General features: G+C 69.4%; 14 protein-coding genes and 1 riboswitch. Of the genes, 6 read left to right on the top strand and 8 right to left on the bottom strand.

From position 1 onward, the window contains the following. Positions 1 to 92: 92 nt before the first annotated feature. Together AC5RV6_RS02835 and AC5RV6_RS02830 are read right to left on the bottom strand one after the other, a co-directional pair. Positions 93 to 665, bottom strand: coding sequence for a TetR/AcrR family transcriptional regulator (locus AC5RV6_RS02835; protein WP_494005761.1), 573 nt, complete (start codon positions 663 to 665; stop codon positions 93 to 95). Continuing rightward, complete coding sequence (locus AC5RV6_RS02830) at positions 658 to 1485, bottom strand: alpha/beta fold hydrolase (RefSeq protein WP_494005760.1); 828 nt, start codon at positions 1483 to 1485, stop codon at positions 658 to 660. Before AC5RV6_RS02830 ends, AC5RV6_RS02835 begins: the two co-directional genes overlap by 8 nt. A 207-nt stretch (positions 1486 to 1692) precedes the next feature. Here AC5RV6_RS02830 and AC5RV6_RS02825 point away from each other — a divergent pair, with 207 nt between their 5' ends. The 4 genes from AC5RV6_RS02825 (at position 1693) to AC5RV6_RS02810 (ending at position 5515) form a co-directional block, all read left to right on the top strand. Then, positions 1693 to 2904, top strand: coding sequence for a thiolase family protein (locus AC5RV6_RS02825; RefSeq protein ID WP_494005759.1), 1212 nt, complete (start codon positions 1693 to 1695; stop codon positions 2902 to 2904). A gap of 27 nt (positions 2905 to 2931) precedes the next feature. Next, positions 2932 to 3657 carry an enoyl-CoA hydratase/isomerase family protein gene (locus AC5RV6_RS02820; RefSeq protein WP_494006613.1) on the top strand — a complete coding sequence of 242 codons (726 nt, stop codon included), beginning with the start codon at positions 2932 to 2934 and terminating at the stop codon, positions 3655 to 3657. Continuing rightward, the gene (locus AC5RV6_RS02815; RefSeq protein ID WP_494005758.1) at positions 3657 to 4526 is read left to right on the top strand and encodes a 3-hydroxyacyl-CoA dehydrogenase family protein; all 870 of its coding nucleotides are present in this window, start codon (positions 3657 to 3659) and stop codon (positions 4524 to 4526) included. The genes AC5RV6_RS02820 and AC5RV6_RS02815 overlap by 1 nt, the downstream gene beginning before the upstream one ends. 194 nt (positions 4527 to 4720) lie before the next feature. Beyond that, positions 4721 to 5515, top strand: coding sequence for a hypothetical protein (locus tag AC5RV6_RS02810; RefSeq protein WP_494005757.1), 795 nt, complete (start codon positions 4721 to 4723; stop codon positions 5513 to 5515). Positions 5516 to 5579: 64 nt separating this feature from the next. Here AC5RV6_RS02810 and AC5RV6_RS02805 read toward each other — a convergent pair whose 3' ends face one another. Beyond that, on the bottom strand, positions 5580 to 6038 hold the full coding sequence (locus AC5RV6_RS02805; protein ID WP_494005756.1) for a GyrI-like domain-containing protein: 459 nt from the start codon (positions 6036 to 6038) through the stop codon (positions 5580 to 5582). Positions 6039 to 6134: 96 nt separating this feature from the next. On the opposite strand from AC5RV6_RS02805, the gene AC5RV6_RS02800 reads away from it, so the two are divergent. After that, a complete protein-coding gene (locus AC5RV6_RS02800; protein WP_494005755.1) occupies positions 6135 to 6953 on the top strand; it encodes a tyrosine-protein phosphatase in 819 nt (272 codons plus the stop codon). Here the strand turns inward: AC5RV6_RS02800 and AC5RV6_RS02795 are convergent. Both AC5RV6_RS02795 and AC5RV6_RS02790 read right to left on the bottom strand, forming a co-directional pair. Next, positions 6890 to 7276, bottom strand: coding sequence for a hypothetical protein (locus tag AC5RV6_RS02795; protein ID WP_494005754.1), 387 nt, complete (start codon positions 7274 to 7276; stop codon positions 6890 to 6892). The genes AC5RV6_RS02800 and AC5RV6_RS02795 overlap by 64 nt on opposite strands. Before the next feature lie 80 nt (positions 7277 to 7356). After that, positions 7357 to 7484, bottom strand: a riboswitch (SAM riboswitch). A 107-nt stretch (positions 7485 to 7591) separates the two neighbouring features. Then, entirely contained in the window at positions 7592 to 8545 is a 954-nt protein-coding gene (locus AC5RV6_RS02790; protein ID WP_494005753.1) for an SGNH/GDSL hydrolase family protein, read from the bottom strand. 247 nt (positions 8546 to 8792) lie between these two features. Here AC5RV6_RS02790 and paaZ point away from each other — a divergent pair, with 247 nt between their 5' ends. Then, on the top strand, positions 8793 to 10886 hold the full coding sequence (paaZ, locus tag AC5RV6_RS02785; RefSeq protein WP_494005752.1) for a phenylacetic acid degradation bifunctional protein PaaZ: 2094 nt from the start codon (positions 8793 to 8795) through the stop codon (positions 10884 to 10886). 182 nt (positions 10887 to 11068) lie between these two features. Here the strand turns inward: paaZ and AC5RV6_RS02780 are convergent, their stop codons facing one another. From AC5RV6_RS02780 to AC5RV6_RS02770, 3 genes are all read right to left on the bottom strand, one after another. After that, complete coding sequence (locus AC5RV6_RS02780; protein ID WP_494005751.1) at positions 11069 to 11692, bottom strand: TetR/AcrR family transcriptional regulator; 624 nt, start codon at positions 11690 to 11692, stop codon at positions 11069 to 11071. 65 nt (positions 11693 to 11757) lie between these two features. Continuing rightward, positions 11758 to 13101 carry a phenylacetate--CoA ligase PaaK gene (paaK, locus tag AC5RV6_RS02775; RefSeq protein ID WP_494005750.1) on the bottom strand — a complete coding sequence of 448 codons (1344 nt, stop codon included), beginning with the start codon at positions 13099 to 13101 and terminating at the stop codon, positions 11758 to 11760. 44 nt (positions 13102 to 13145) lie between these two features. After that, positions 13146 to 13619, bottom strand: coding sequence for a hotdog fold thioesterase (locus tag AC5RV6_RS02770; RefSeq protein ID WP_494005749.1), 474 nt, complete (start codon positions 13617 to 13619; stop codon positions 13146 to 13148). Positions 13620 to 13811 lie beyond the last annotated feature (192 nt).

The following is a 13811-nucleotide window of genomic DNA, read 5'->3' as shown; positions in this document are numbered from 1 at the left end:
TTCGGCCCGCCTCCGCGCGGCCGTGCCGCCCAACCCGGTGGACGGGTGGGCGCGGCAGCCGCATGGCCCGGCCCGGCCGGGACCCGCCGTCCTCAGCTGCCGGCGGCGAGTCCCCGGAGCGCCGTGTCCAGTGCGGTGACCAGCACCTCGAAACTGTCGTCCCTGGAGTGCGGCAGTCCGAAACCGCCCTGGCACTCGAGGTCCGAAAATCCGTGCAGGGCGGAGCGGGTGAGGCGGATGGCGTTGATCATCGCCTCTTCGGGCAGGCCGTAACCGGCCAGCGCAGCCGCCACGACGTCCACGGCCCGCCCGGCCTCGGTCTGCCGGGCGCCCTCCCCGGCGGGCACGGCGGTCTGGGACAGGCGGTACAGGCCGGGGTGCTCGCTGCTGAAGCGCCGATACGCCCAGGCCAGCCGTTCCAGGGCCTCGAATCCCGACCTGCCGGCGACGGCATCCAGCAGGGTGTCGGCGAGCATCCGGGTGGCCTCGGCCGCGACCCGGGCCATGATCTCGTCGCGGCCGGCGACGTGTTTGTACAGGCTGGGCGCCGCGACACCGAGGTCGGCAGCCAGCCGGGCTACGGTGACCGCCGCGGGCCCGTCACTGTCACAGATGGCCGAAGCCGCCCGGGCTATCCGCTCCGGTCCGATCCCCGCCCTAGGCATTGCGCGTCCCGCCGTTCGCTCCGTCAAAGACGGCGCGTGCGAAGTCCCGGATGGCCGGGCCCGTCACTTCGGCGTTCTCCAGCATGGGTGCATGGCCGCTGCCGGGCACCATCAGGAGGCTGCTGTTGCGCAGCTGAGCCGCTGCCCACCGCGCTTCGGCGGCCGGGTCCTTCCAGTCCGGATCCTGTTCGCCCATCACCACCAGGGCCGGTGCCTCGATCCGGCCGTTCAGCCAGGGGGTGACGACGTCGTGATTCGTGGTGGCCGTGGCCCGGAACGCTGCCCAGCGCCCGGAGGAGCTGAGGTGCCGGGTCAGCTCCCGGGCCCGGGTCTTCGCATCCGGCAGGCCCGGCCATAGGGTCGAGGCGTAGTACCGCCAGATGGCCGGGCCCCAGGGTTTCAGCAGGGCCGCGGACAGCATCAGCCGGCCCGCGGACGAGGTTCCGTTGCGCAGGAACGGTCCGATGAGGACCAGGCCGGCGGTGAGGTCCGGACGGCGGCCTGCAGCAATCACGGCAGCCGCGGCGGACATGGACGCGCCCACGAGCAGGGCCGGTCCGCCGCCCAGGTGTTCGACGATGGCGATGAGATCCCGGGCCGTCGCCTCGTCCCCGTAGGAGTCAAACCTGCTGGAGCTTTCACCGTGCCCGCGAAGGTCGGCGACCGCCACGCGGAAGCCGCTGCGGACCAGGTCATCCGTCAGCAGGACAAACCCGCTGCGGTCTTCGCCGATCCCGGGGGAGGCGACAATCAGGGGCCCGTCGCCACGGACCTCCACAGCCAGCGTTCCGCCGGCGGACTGCACTTGGCTAATAGTCATAACCCAAAAGCTAATGCTATTAGCCAAACTTGGCAAGGGGTGCGCCGTATGCAGTTTCAGCAGTCCGTCACGCGGTTGACCCTCCTCCGTCGGAATGGGACGCTAAAGTGAACGAATGGTCGGTAAATAAGGGTGGTCCTGTGCCCTCAGCCGGCTGAGAAGCATCTGGGCAGCCGGATCCGCCGGCGTCCCGCACGAAGGAGTGACATGGCTGAAGCGTTTTTGGTGGGCGGCGTGCGGACCCCGGTGGGCCGCTACGGAGGCGGGCTCTCCTCGGTCCGTCCCGATGATCTGGCCGGCCTCGTGCTCAGCGAGCTCGCGGCCCGGGAAGGCCTGGACCCGGCCGTCGTCGACGAGGTCATCCTCGGCAACGCCAACGGTGCCGGCGAGGAAAACCGCAACGTGGCGCGCATGGCCGCACTGCTGGCCGGCTACCCCGACGCCGTGCCGGGCATCACCGTCAACCGGCTCTGCGCCTCCGGCCTCTCCGCGATCATCATGGCCTCGCACATGATCAAGGCCGGCGCGGCCGACGTCGTCATCGCCGGCGGCGTCGAATCCATGTCCCGGGCGCCCTGGGTCATGGAGAAGCCGTCGAAGGCCTTCGCCAAGCCCGGCGACACCTTCGACACGGCCATCGGCTGGCGCTTCGTCAACGAGCGCTTCAGCAAGGGCGACCTGGCCCGTGACGGCAAGATGACCTACTCCATGCCGGAAACCGCTGAGGAGCTGGCCGCCGTCGACAACATCTCCCGCGAGGACGCCGACGCGTTCGCCGTCGCCTCCCATCAGAAGGCACTCGCCGCCATCGCCGCGGGGCATTTCAAGGACGAAATCGTGCCGGTGACGGTCAAGGGCCGCAAGGGCGACACCGTCGTGGACACTGACGAAGGTCCCCGTGAAGGCACCACCCTGGAGGTGCTGGCCAAGCTGCGCCCGGTGGTGAAGCCCGGCGGCATTGTCACCGCCGGCAATGCCAGCTCGCTGAACGACGGCGCCTCGGCGATCATCGTCGCCTCCGAGCGCGCCATCGAGAAGCTGGGCCTGAAGCCCCGCGCCCGGATCGTGGACGGCGTGTCCGCCGGCGTCGCGCCGGAGATCATGGGCATCGGCCCGGTACCGGCCACGCAGAAGCTGCTCGAGCGCACCGGCACCCCGCTGGACGCCGTCGGCGCCTTCGAGCTCAACGAAGCCTTTGCCACCCAGTCGCTGGCCTGCATCCGCCGCCTCGGCGTGGACGAGTCGATCGTGAACACCGACGGCGGCGCGATCGCGCTCGGCCACCCGCTGGGTTCCTCCGGCTCCCGGATCGCGATCACCCTGCTCGGCCGGATGGAGCGCGAAGGCGTGTCCAAGGGCATCGCCACCATGTGCGTGGGTGTCGGCCAGGGCACCGCCATGCTCCTCGAGGCGGTCTAAGTGGCGGACTTCGCAGCCTTCAAGACCCTGCGCGTCACCGAGCAGCAGGACCGCGTCATCGCCGTCCTGGACCGGCCCGAGGTGCGCAACGCCATCGACCAGGCCATGGTCGATGAGCTGCATGCCCTGTGCGCCGAGCTGGAGGAGAACCCCAAGGTCCTCATCCTCGCCGGGTCGAACGGCATCTTCGCCTCAGGCGCCGATATCGCCCAGCTGCGCGAGCGCCGTCGGGAAGATGCCCTGCGCGGCATCAACTCGACGATCTTCCACCGCATCGCCAAGCTGCCGATGCCGGTGATCGCCGCCGTCGACGGCTATGCGCTGGGCGGGGGAGCGGAGCTGGCCTTCGCCGCCGACTTCCGCCTGGGCACGCCGAAGGTGAAGATCGGCAACCCGGAGACCGGGCTCGGGATCATGGCCGCCGCCGGGGCCACCTGGCGGCTGAAGGAGCTTGTGGGCGAGCCGCTGGCCAAGGAGATCCTGCTCGCCGGCCGGGTGCTGAACGCCGAGGAGGCCCTCGCCGTCCGGCTGATCACCGAAATCCACGAACCCGACGCCCTGCTCGACGCCGCGAACGCCCTGGCGGACCGGATCGGGAAGCAGGACCCGCTGGCCGTGCGCATCACCAAGACCGTGTTCCACGCTCCGGCGGAGGCGCACCCCGTCATCGACACCCTCGCCCAGGGCATCCTCTTCGAATCCCCGGCGAAGTTCGACCGCATGCAGGCATTCCTGGAAAGGAAAAAGAAGTAATGGCATCCAGCACCACCCCGACCAGCATCCCCAAAACCGTCGGCGTCCTCGGCGGCGGGCGGATGGGGGCGGGCATCGCCCACGCCTTCCTCGTCTCCGGCGCCGCGGTCACCGTGGTGGAGCGCGACGACGACGCCGCGGCCGGTGCCCTGGAGCGGGTCACCTCGGCCGTCGGCAAGAGCGTGGAACGCGGCACCGTCAGCGAGACCCGCGAGGCGCTCGAAGCCCGGCTGTCGGTGTCCACCGACTACGCATCCTTCGCCGGCTGCGACCTGGTGGTCGAGGCCGTGCCCGAGGACTTCGAGCTGAAGGTCTCCGCCCTGACCCGGGTCGAGGAGCAGCTGGGCGGGACCGCGTGGCTGGCGTCGAACACCTCGTCGCTGTCCGTTTCCGACCTGGCGGACAAGCTGGCCCGCCCCGAGCGGTTCTGCGGCCTGCACTTCTTCAACCCGGTGCCCGCCTCCACCCTGATCGAAGTGGTCCTGGCCCGGCAGACGTCCGAGGAGCTGGCCGCCCTGGCTCCGGCCTGGGTCACGGACCTGGGCAAGACCCCCGTGGTCGTCAATGACGCCCCCGGCTTCGCCAGCTCCCGGCTCGGCGTCGCCATCTCCCTGGAGGCGATGCGGATGGTCGAGGAGGGCGTGGCGTCCGCCGAGGACATCGACAACGCCATGGTGCTGGGCTACAAGCACCCCACGGGCCCGTTGAAGACCACCGACATCGTGGGCCTGGACGTGCGCCTGGGCATCAGCGAGTACCTCGCCTCCACGCTCGGCCCGCGGTTCGAGCCCCCGCAGATCCTGCGGGACAAGGTGGCCCGCGGCGAACTGGGCCGCAAGTCCGGCAAGGGCTTCTACGACTGGAGCTGACCCTCAACCGGCATCGGCAGCCCGTTCCCGTTTTCGGGGGCGGGCTGCCTGCATCCGGAGAATTCGCGGAGATAGCGAATGCCTATCTGCGGATTTGACTTCAATCTTCGCCCCGGGTTGACTACTCGCCTTAGGCCGCTGCCGGGAATGCCTGAAAGCGGATACTTATGACAATGGGGGTCAGCATGCCGCGTATGTCCAGGATCATTAAGCCCGGAATGGTTGCCGGTGCCGCAGCCGTCCTCCTTCTCGTCTCCGGCTGTTCAGGTGAAAGCGAGGCTGACGCCCAGAGCCCCGCAGCGTCCCCAACCACAGTGATTGTGGACGGGGTGGAGTACGGGCCGACGATCGACGGCATGCCCACCCTGAAGGAGCTGGCCTCCGACGAGCGGGGAGAGTGGCGCAAGACAACCATCCTGCCGGATGATCCTGCCTTCACGTTCGAACCCTCGGTCATCACCGAGGCGGCAGGCTCGGTCTGGAGCGAGGCGGACATCAAGGAAGCCCAGCGCCTCGCCGTTGAAATGGCGGTCGACATGATTGACACCGCAGCCAACGGCGCCCCGGGCGACAGCCAGGCCAGGGTCGACTGGTGGGAGCTGAACATGGACAAGTTCGACCCGGTCTGGCAGCAGGAGATTTACAACAGCCTGATTTCCGATGACCCGAACCTCGCCGTCGTGTTCAAGGGCACCCACCGGGAAGCCAGTGATACATCGGACGGCTACGGCCTCGTCTACGGCGAGGGCGAGGTCCATATCAAGGACCGCGCCATCGAGACGACCGCAATCGACGCCGGCCCCATCGGAGATGAGAACGGCATTTCCGTCGCCTTGGATATTGATTACGTCAACGTCGCCGAGGTAAACGGCAAAAAGACCGACGAGGAAGTGGAAGGAAAGCTGATCTACCATTTCACGAAGAGCGAGGACGGTCAGCTTCGCATCTCCGGCGTGCAGCCTGAATTCAGGTACCAGATCCTTAACTAGCAAGGCCACCAACAGTTTCCCGCGTTTGTCGGCGTCCGGCCGGCCACCGCGGGAAACTGTCGTTTCAGGGCCGGATGACGGGCTGCTGCAGCTCAGTCACCCAGTCACTCTGATCATCGGAGACCGCGCGTAGGTAGAGCTCCCGGCAGGGCCCGGACGGAACGAATCCCCTGGCGATGATCTCCGTGTGCAGGGCCTGCCAGCTTTCGCCGATACGCTCCATGGAGCCCAGATGGACGCCGCATACCGCGGCGGCGACGCGGGGCAGTCCCACCGTCTCGACGCCGTCGGGCGCCGTCCCGGCGTGCTCGTAGCCGGCGGTCACACGCAACCCTGCCTCGCCTGCCTCGTACACTGCCACCGGCGTCGCCAGCGACGCTCCGGCCCGGGCCAGTTCGGCAGCCACACTGTCGAACAGCGGGCCGACGACGCCGGCGATCTCGGGCTGCTCCGACACGACGGCCGTGCGGGCAGCCAGCCGGAGGGCAGGGAGGGGCTTTTCGATGATTTCAATCGGGGACATCCGGTTCTCCTTCTCGATTCGGTGGAGCCGCCGGTCATCCGGCGGTGGCGGAGACCGCGCGGAGGCTCCCTGCCCGCCCGAGGCTACGCTGGATGCATGGAAGCCGACAGCCGGAGCAGGCACTGGGACGGAGCCGTCAACGCCCGGGACCTGGGCGGGCTGCCCGTGGCAGGCGGACGCCGGGTCCGGCCGGGCCGCCTGATCCGGATGGGGCGCGCGGAGTGGCTGACCGAACAGGGCTGGCGCCAGGCCTGGGATGACGGGGTCCGCACCGTGATCGACCTGCGAAATGTCCAGGAGCAGGGCCGCAGGGACAGCGACCCTGACGTGCCCGACGCCGTCCAGGCCCGCTTCCGGCGGCTGTCCCTGCCGATTCAGGACTGGCAGGATCCCGACTTCACCGCGCTCACCGGCCCTTACATGGATTCGCCCAGGTTCTACCGCGAGAACCTGCGCCGCTGGCCGCAGCGCCTGGCCGCCGTTATGGAGGCGATCGCTGATGCGCCCGACGGCGGAGTCGTCTTCCACTGTTCCGCCGGCAGGGACCGCACCGGGCTGGTCGCCATGCTGCTGCTGCAGCTGGCCGGCGCGGCCCCGGAGACCATCGCCGCCGACTATGTCCAGGGCCTGTGCGGCATCAACGCCCACCACGCCCGGCAGCGTACGCCGCGGGAACGGCCGCTGACCCCGGCCGAGCTGCATGACCGCGCGGAGGCGGAACGGGCGGCGCTGCTCACGGCGCTGGAGGGATTCGATACCGAGGGCTACCTGCGCAGCGCAGGTGCGCGGCCGGAGGTGCCGGACCTGCTGCGGGCCCGGATGCTCGATCCGAATGGCCGCTCACTGACCGGTCACTCACTCGACGCCACCTGGTCCTCAGCGGATCGGCTGAGGCCCGGGCGCAGGCAGGGATGAACCCGGTCCAGCCGGGCCAAGTAGAAAAAAGAGCTCCCGGTGGGTCCCAGGAAACCGCCCGGAACCATCAGCGTGGAATACCGCGGGCACCACTGCGGAGGGGCGACGGCGATCTTCAGCGCCGCGGCCAGCGCCGGCACGTCGTGGAACCAGAACAGCTGCTGCTGCCCCTCGCGAATCAGATGGATGAGCTGCAGGTCGGCATCCACATGGATCTCGACGTCCACCCAGTAGTCCAGTTCGGCCATCCGGCGGTGGTGGATCCAGTGGACGCGGTGGCCGGGCGTGTAGCTGCGGCAGCGGGACGTGGTATCGGTGCCCAAGAAAGTTCCCCTTCGGGTTGTCCTTGCCTGCGCCGGATGCCGCTGCCCCCCCGCCGTACCGGAACCCTGGAGGTGCCGCAGGCGGACGGCCTGCGGCGAATGCAGGCCGCTTCGTCATCCGAACCACCCGCCGAACAAGGGGGTTGGTGTGTGGCAGGTCGGAGCCTTCCCTCGGCGCCGGGCGCGTCGGGTGCCACATCTCGTGAAGCTGGATTTACTGTAGCGCAGGGCTCGGACACCGGGGAAGCGCCGGTCCTGTCCGGCGCGGCCCGGTCCGTCCCCGCGCCGCAGCTTCCGACGGGTTCTCCTGCGGGCTCAACGGCAGCCGGGCCGCCCGCGGCGGTCGTCGAATGAGGCGTCGGCGAGGATGGCCGGCAGGTAGCCCTGTTCGTAGCCGGCGGCGTTCGGGTGCAGGTCGAACGGCCCGCCTTCGAGCCGGATCCAGGGGTCCGGCGAGCCGATGCCGTGCCCGGCGAACTCGTCCACCACGTCCACGAACACCGCGTCCTCAGGCAGCTGTGCCGAGATGACGGCGTTCAGCTCGTCGGTGCCGGCGTTGAACAGCTCCTGGGCGGGTACGCTCAGCGCGCCGGGGACGGCGGCCTCGAAGAGGTGGGGATACCCGGTCACCACGAGTTCGGCCCGCGGGGCTGCGTCCCGGATCCGCTGCAGCGAGGCGGCGATGCCCGGAGCAAGGACGGTCCGGGCATACGCCTGGGCCTGGGCAATGGCCGGGGCGCAGGTGGCCGGCAGTCCGGGGCCGGCACACGCGGCAACGACGTCACCGAAGCGGACGTCGTTGCCGCCGATGGTCACGGTGACCAGATCGGTGCCGCGGTGCAGCAGTCCCTGGGCCAGCACGGTGTCAATCTGCTGCGGCAGGTCCACGGGCCCGGCCGGCGGGGCGGGATCGGTGGTCAGCGCCGTCGCTCCGGCGCAGGTGGCGTCGGCCTGCAGATCCACCCGGCGCAGGGCATCCAGCAGGGCCGGGTAGCCGAAGGCGGTTCGGCCGCATTCCCGGACGTCGTCGCTGCCGCCGTAGCCGGAGGCATAGGAATCGCCGAGGGCCACATAGTCGACGGTGCGGCCGCGCGGGTGGCGCCCGCCGTCATCGCCCCTGCCTCCGTGCCAGGTGACCGTGGCCTCTGCTGCCGGAACAGCCCCCGCTGCCGGAACAGCCCCCGCTGCCGGAGCAACTCCGGCAGCCAGGGCCAGGAGGACAGCGGCGCCGGCAGAACGGCGCAATGCGCGGAGGATACGGGATGCCATGGGAGCCTCCAGGCGAAAGGGTGGAGCAGCTGAGGGAGGATCAAGGCTAGTGCGCAGCCGGGCCGCTGTCAGCCGGGGAGGCCCGAAACCGGGCGGTGAACGGTCGACGCAGTGGTGTGCACCACGGACGATTGCGGTACGCTGGAGTTTATTACCGACCGTCCGGTCAGTTATCTGTGCACGGGGATGGCCCCGCTGCCGCATCCAAGGCCGGAATCCCGTCCCGTTCCGAAAGGGCCCGTCAAAGATGACCGCAACAGCCGTTGACGTGCAGATCGTTCCCAGTTTCGTCCAGGACGCCTGGTGGACCCCCGAGCGCAGCCAGGTCTCCGCTCCCGCCGAAGTCCGGGACGCCAGCACCGGCGAGACCCTCGCCCTGGTCAGCTCCGAAGGCCTCGACCTGGCCGCCGCCGTCGAGCATGCGCGGACCGTGGGCCAGCGCGAACTTGGCGCCCTGACCTTCCACCAGCGCGCCCTCAAGCTCAAGGAGCTGGCGCAGTACCTGAACTCCCGCAAGGCCGAGCTGTACGAGATCTCCGCCCGCACCGGCGCGACCAAGGGCGACTCCATGGTGGACATCGACGGCGGCATCGGCGTCCTGTTCACCTTCAGCTCCAAGGGCCGCCGCGAGCTGCCCAACTCCACGGTGATCATCGACGGCGCCATCGAGCAGCTGTCCAAGGACGGCTCCTTCATCGGCGAGCACATCTACACCCGCATTCCCGGCGTCACGGTGCAGATCAACGCCTTCAACTTCCCGGTCTGGGGCATGCTCGAAAAGCTCGCCCCCGCGTTCATCGCCGGCGTGCCGACCATCGTCAAGCCGGCCACCCCCACCGGATACCTGGCGGCCGAAGCGGTGAAGATGATCACCGAATCCGGCATCCTGCCCGCCGGCTCGCTGCAGCTGATCTCCGGGTCCGCCCGCGACCTGCTCGACCACCTCGACTACCGGGACATGGTCTCCTTCACCGGTTCCGCCTCCACCGCCAACCGCCTGAAGTCCCACGTCAACGTGGTGGAGGGCGGGGTCCGCTTTACCTGCGAGACCGACTCCCTGAACGCCGCGATCCTGGGGCCCGACGCCGCGCCCGGCACCCCCGAGTTCGACGCGTTCGTGAAGTCCCTGGTCACTGAGATCACGGTCAAGGCGGGCCAGAAGTGCACTGCGATCCGCCGCGCCATCGTGCCCGCTGACCGGGTGAACGACGTCGTCTCGGCTGCCGCCGCCCGGATCGAGGAGCGCATCGTCCTCGGTGATCCCCGCGGCGAGGGTGTCACCATGGGCGCTCTGGCTTCCGTGGAGCAGCTCGACGGCGTGCGCGAGTCCGTGAACCGGCTGCTCGGCGGCGGAGCGCAGATCGCCTACGGCTCGCTGGAGGCGCCCGACGTCGTCCATGCCGACGGCAGCCGCGGCCCGGCCGACGACGGCGCCTTCCTGGCGCCCGTCCTGCTGACCTGGGACAACCGTGAGGCCGAGGAGCTGCACTCCGTGGAAGCCTTCGGCCCTGTGGCCTCCGTGGTGGGCTACACGGATCTGGCCGACGCCGTCCGCCTGGCCGCCATGGGCTCCGGCTCCCTGGCCGCCACGGTGTGCACCAACGACCCCGACACCGCCCGCGAGCTGCTCACCGGAATCGCCGCGCATCACGGCCGCGTGCTGCTGCTGAACCGCGAAGACGCCCGGACCTCCACCGGCCACGGCTCGCCCGTGCCGCACCTGGTCCACGGCGGTCCCGGCCGCGCCGGCGGCGGCGAGGAGCTGGGCGGCATCCGCTCGGTGCTGCACCACATGCAGCGCACCGCCGTCCAGGGCTCGCCCAACATGCTCACCGCCGTCACCGGCGTCTGGCACACCGGCGCCGACCGGACCTTCGACGACGTGCACCCCTTCCGCAAGGATCTGGCCACGCTGAAGATCGGCGACGCCGTGCGCTCGGATCTGCGCGAGGTGACCCTGGAGGACATCACCGCCTTCGCCAACAGCACCGGCGACACCTTCTACGCCCACACCAACCAGGAAGCAGCCGAGGCCAACCCGTTCTTCCCGGGCATCGTGGCGCACGGCTACCTGCTGCTCTCCTGGGGTGCCGGACTGTTCGTGGAGCCGGCTCCGGGACCGGTGCTGGCCAACTACGGCCTGGAGAACCTGCGCTTCATCACTCCGGTCGCGGCCGGTGACTCCATCCGCGTCACCCTGACCGCCAAGAAGATCACTCCGCGCGAGACTGATGAATACGGCGAGGTGGCCTGGGATGCGGTGCTGACCAACCAGAACGACGAGATCGTGGCCACCTACGACGTCCTCACCCTGGTCGAGAAGCAGCGCGCCGACGGCTGATCAGCCGCAACACTGCAGGCAACGGCGAAGGCCGGCGGGCCCCTGGGGGCCGCCGGCCTTTGCCGTTAAGCGGTCGAATCATGAACTGCTTGCGCTGGTCATTCTCGCCGGATGCCCTCGCCGGCTGCGCCGGTGCGTCGCCCAATCCGCCTCCCGGGCGGCCGGAGGGCGGAAAAGACGCCTCAGGAGCGGGCGTGCAGCCCGTCGAAGACCATGGTGATGACGTCGTCGGCCAGCTTCTCCGGGGAGATCGGCCCGCCGGGCTTGTACCACTCCACGATGGAGTTGATGGTGCCGAACAGCAGCCGTGTGGTGGTGCGCGGGTCAATGTCGCTGCGCAGCGAGCCTTCGGTGCGGGCGGCGTCGACCAGCGCCGCGACCCGGCGGTCGAACGCACGCCGGCGTTCCAGCGCATCGCGCTCGATCTCGGTGTTGCCGCGCAGGCGCAGCAGCAGGGTCACATAGGGCAGCCGCTCGGCCAGGACCGCGATGGTGCCCCGGAGCACGAACTCCAGGCGCTGCTCGGCCGGACCCTCGGATGCACGGGGGTCATCCAGCACGCCTTCTAGGCCGCCGAGGGCCTCCTCAAGGGCCAGCCTCAGCAGGTCGCCCTTGGAAGGGACGTGGTGGTAGATCGCGGACTTGGTGATGCCCAGGTTCTCCGCGAGGATGCCCATGGAGGTCGCCTCGTAGCCGTGCCGGTTGAACACGTCCACCGCGATGTTGAGCACCGACTGCTGGTCGTAGCCGGGGCGTCCGCGGCGGGTGCCGGCAGCACCCGCCGCGGATGAGGTTGAAGTAGGCATGGCTCCCATTTTCGCATGTGTCACTGAATGAACGGCGGCCGGGGCCCTGCCTGCCCCCGCAGGCCTTAGCCCTGCGGCTGCTCCTTGCGCAGGTCATAGATGCGGCGCAGCTTGCCGCTGGAACGGGCCAGCGTGCCCGGCTCGACGACCTGGATGCCGCAGGAGGATCCGATGTGAATCTTGATTTCCTTCTTCAGGGTGACCGCCGCAGCGGCTGCGGCCTCCGCAGTGCAGTCCTCACGCCGTTCGATCTTCACCGTCAGCTCGTCCATCCGGTCCGGACGGGTGATTTCCAGCTGGAAGTGCGGGCTGAGGCCCGGCACGCGCAGCGCGATCTCCTCCACCTGGCTGGGGAACAGGTTCACCCCGCGCAGGATGATCATGTCGTCGTTGCGCCCGGTGATGCGGCCCATCCGGCGCATGGACGGCCGGGACGTGCCGGGCAGCAGGCGGGTCAGGTCGTGGGTGCGGTACCGGATGATCGGCAGCGCCTCCTTGGTCAGGGAGGTGAAGACCAGCTCGCCGTGCTCGCCGTCGCCCAGGACCTTCGTGTCATCGAACGGGTCGATGATCTCGGGGCGGAAGTGGTCCTCCCAGATATGCGCGCCGTCCTTGGTCTCCACGCATTCGCCGGCGACGCCGGGGCCCATCACCTCTGAGAGGCCGTAGATGTCGCAGGCGTCGATGTTGAACATCGCCTCGAGCTCGCGGCGCATCTCCTCGGTCCACGGTTCGGCGCCCAGGACGGCGTTCTTCAGCGAGGTGCTGCGGGGATCCAGGCCGGCCTTCTGCATGGCGTCGCCGATGGTCAGCAGGTAGGTGGGGGTGCAGAGGATGGTGTCCGGCTCGAAGTCGCGGATCAGCTGGATCTGCTTCTCGGTCTGCCCGCCGGACATGGGAATCACGGTGCAGCCCAGGGTCTCCGCCCCGAAGTGCGCACCGAGGCCGCCGGTGAACAGGCCGTACCCGTAGGCGTTGTGCACCTTGTAGCTGCTCTTGACGCCGGAGGCGCGCAGCGAGCGGGCCACCAGGGTGCCCCAGCGGTCCAGGTCGCCACGGGTGTAGCCGACGACGGTGGGCCGGCCGGTGGTGCCGGAGGAGGCATGGATGCGGGCCACCTGGTCCTGAGGAACGGCGAACATGCCGAAGGGGTAGGTCTGCCGCAGGTCTTCCTTGGTGGTGTACGGAAACAGCCGGAGGTCCGCGAGCTCCTTGAGGTCCTCGGGCCGCACGCCCGCGTCGTCGAACTTCTTCGTGTACAGCGGAACGCGCTCGTAGGCGTACTTGAGGGTGTGCTGCAGCCGGGTCAGCTGCAGCGCCTCCAGCTCGTCGCGGCTCATCCGTTCCTCGGGATCCCAGGTGGAGGGGTCCGCTGCGGTGGACTTGATGGGTGCGGGCGCGGTCTTCATGCGTAACCTTCGTTTCTTGCTGTGGGGGAAGGGGGTGGCGGTTGCTACCGGCGGGTGCGTGGATTGGGAATGGTGCGGGAACGGCCCCGGAACTCGGCGATGACCGTGCTGCCGCCGTCGGCCGAGGCAGCGGTGATCTGGATGTCGTAGACGCCGCTCCTCCCGGAGGAGGCGCGGTGGCGGGCGACGGCGGTCAGCCGGTCCCCGGCCTTGGCCGAGGCGAGGAAGTTGATGTCGGCGCCGGAGGCGACCGTGACCATGGGGGCCTCGGCCATGGCGGGCCCGTCGTGCGGGTTGCAGGCCAGGGCGAAGGCGGTGTCGGCGAAGGCAAAGACCATGCCGCCGTGGGCGATGCCGAAGCCGTTGAGCATTTCCGGGCGCAGCTCCATGGTGATGGTCGCTTCGCCGGCGGCGGTGTGCAGGACTTCGATGCCGAGCCACTCGCTCGTGGCGTCCTGCTCCAGGATGGGATGGGCCGGGGTGCTCCCCGGGTGGGTGGTGACGGCGCCGTCAGCCATGTGGAAACCCTCTCGCCTTATTTACCGAATGTTCATTAGGTAATCCTGTGAGGGTTCTCACTGTCAAGTTTGAGCCACGCCACATGGCTGCATGACGCCGCTCTCACCGGCCCCGGATACACGGAAGGGCCGGGACGGGCGCCGCAGCGCCATCCCGGCCCGATCCAGGCCCCCGTTCGCGGGGCTTCCGGT

The sequence above is a fragment of the Arthrobacter saudimassiliensis genome, from assembly GCF_059090665.1.
Note: the sequence above shows the minus strand (reverse complement) of the source record. Positions and strands in the feature narration are given on the sequence as shown.

What these genes read in the sequence shown, in the direction of transcription:
- AC5RV6_RS02835 (WP_494005761.1), bottom strand. Translation starts at nt 665, where the DNA reads ATGCCTAGGGCGGGGATCGGACCGGAGCGGATAGCCCGGGCGGCTTCG.
- AC5RV6_RS02830 (WP_494005760.1), bottom strand. Translation starts at nt 1,485, where the DNA reads ATGACTATTAGCCAAGTGCAGTCCGCCGGCGGAACGCTGGCTGTGGAG.
- AC5RV6_RS02825 (WP_494005759.1), top strand. Translation starts at nt 1,693, where the DNA reads ATGGCTGAAGCGTTTTTGGTGGGCGGCGTGCGGACCCCGGTGGGCCGC.
- AC5RV6_RS02815 (WP_494005758.1), top strand. Translation starts at nt 3,657, where the DNA reads ATGGCATCCAGCACCACCCCGACCAGCATCCCCAAAACCGTCGGCGTC.
- AC5RV6_RS02810 (WP_494005757.1), top strand. Translation starts at nt 4,721, where the DNA reads ATGTCCAGGATCATTAAGCCCGGAATGGTTGCCGGTGCCGCAGCCGTC.
- AC5RV6_RS02805 (WP_494005756.1), bottom strand. Translation starts at nt 6,038, where the DNA reads ATGTCCCCGATTGAAATCATCGAAAAGCCCCTCCCTGCCCTCCGGCTG.
- AC5RV6_RS02800 (WP_494005755.1), top strand. Translation starts at nt 6,135, where the DNA reads ATGGAAGCCGACAGCCGGAGCAGGCACTGGGACGGAGCCGTCAACGCC.
- AC5RV6_RS02790 (WP_494005753.1), bottom strand. Translation starts at nt 8,545, where the DNA reads ATGGCATCCCGTATCCTCCGCGCATTGCGCCGTTCTGCCGGCGCCGCT.
- paaZ (WP_494005752.1), top strand. Translation starts at nt 8,793, where the DNA reads ATGACCGCAACAGCCGTTGACGTGCAGATCGTTCCCAGTTTCGTCCAG.
- AC5RV6_RS02780 (WP_494005751.1), bottom strand. Translation starts at nt 11,692, where the DNA reads ATGCCTACTTCAACCTCATCCGCGGCGGGTGCTGCCGGCACCCGCCGC.
- paaK (WP_494005750.1), bottom strand. Translation starts at nt 13,101, where the DNA reads ATGAAGACCGCGCCCGCACCCATCAAGTCCACCGCAGCGGACCCCTCC.
- AC5RV6_RS02770 (WP_494005749.1), bottom strand. Translation starts at nt 13,619, where the DNA reads ATGGCTGACGGCGCCGTCACCACCCACCCGGGGAGCACCCCGGCCCAT.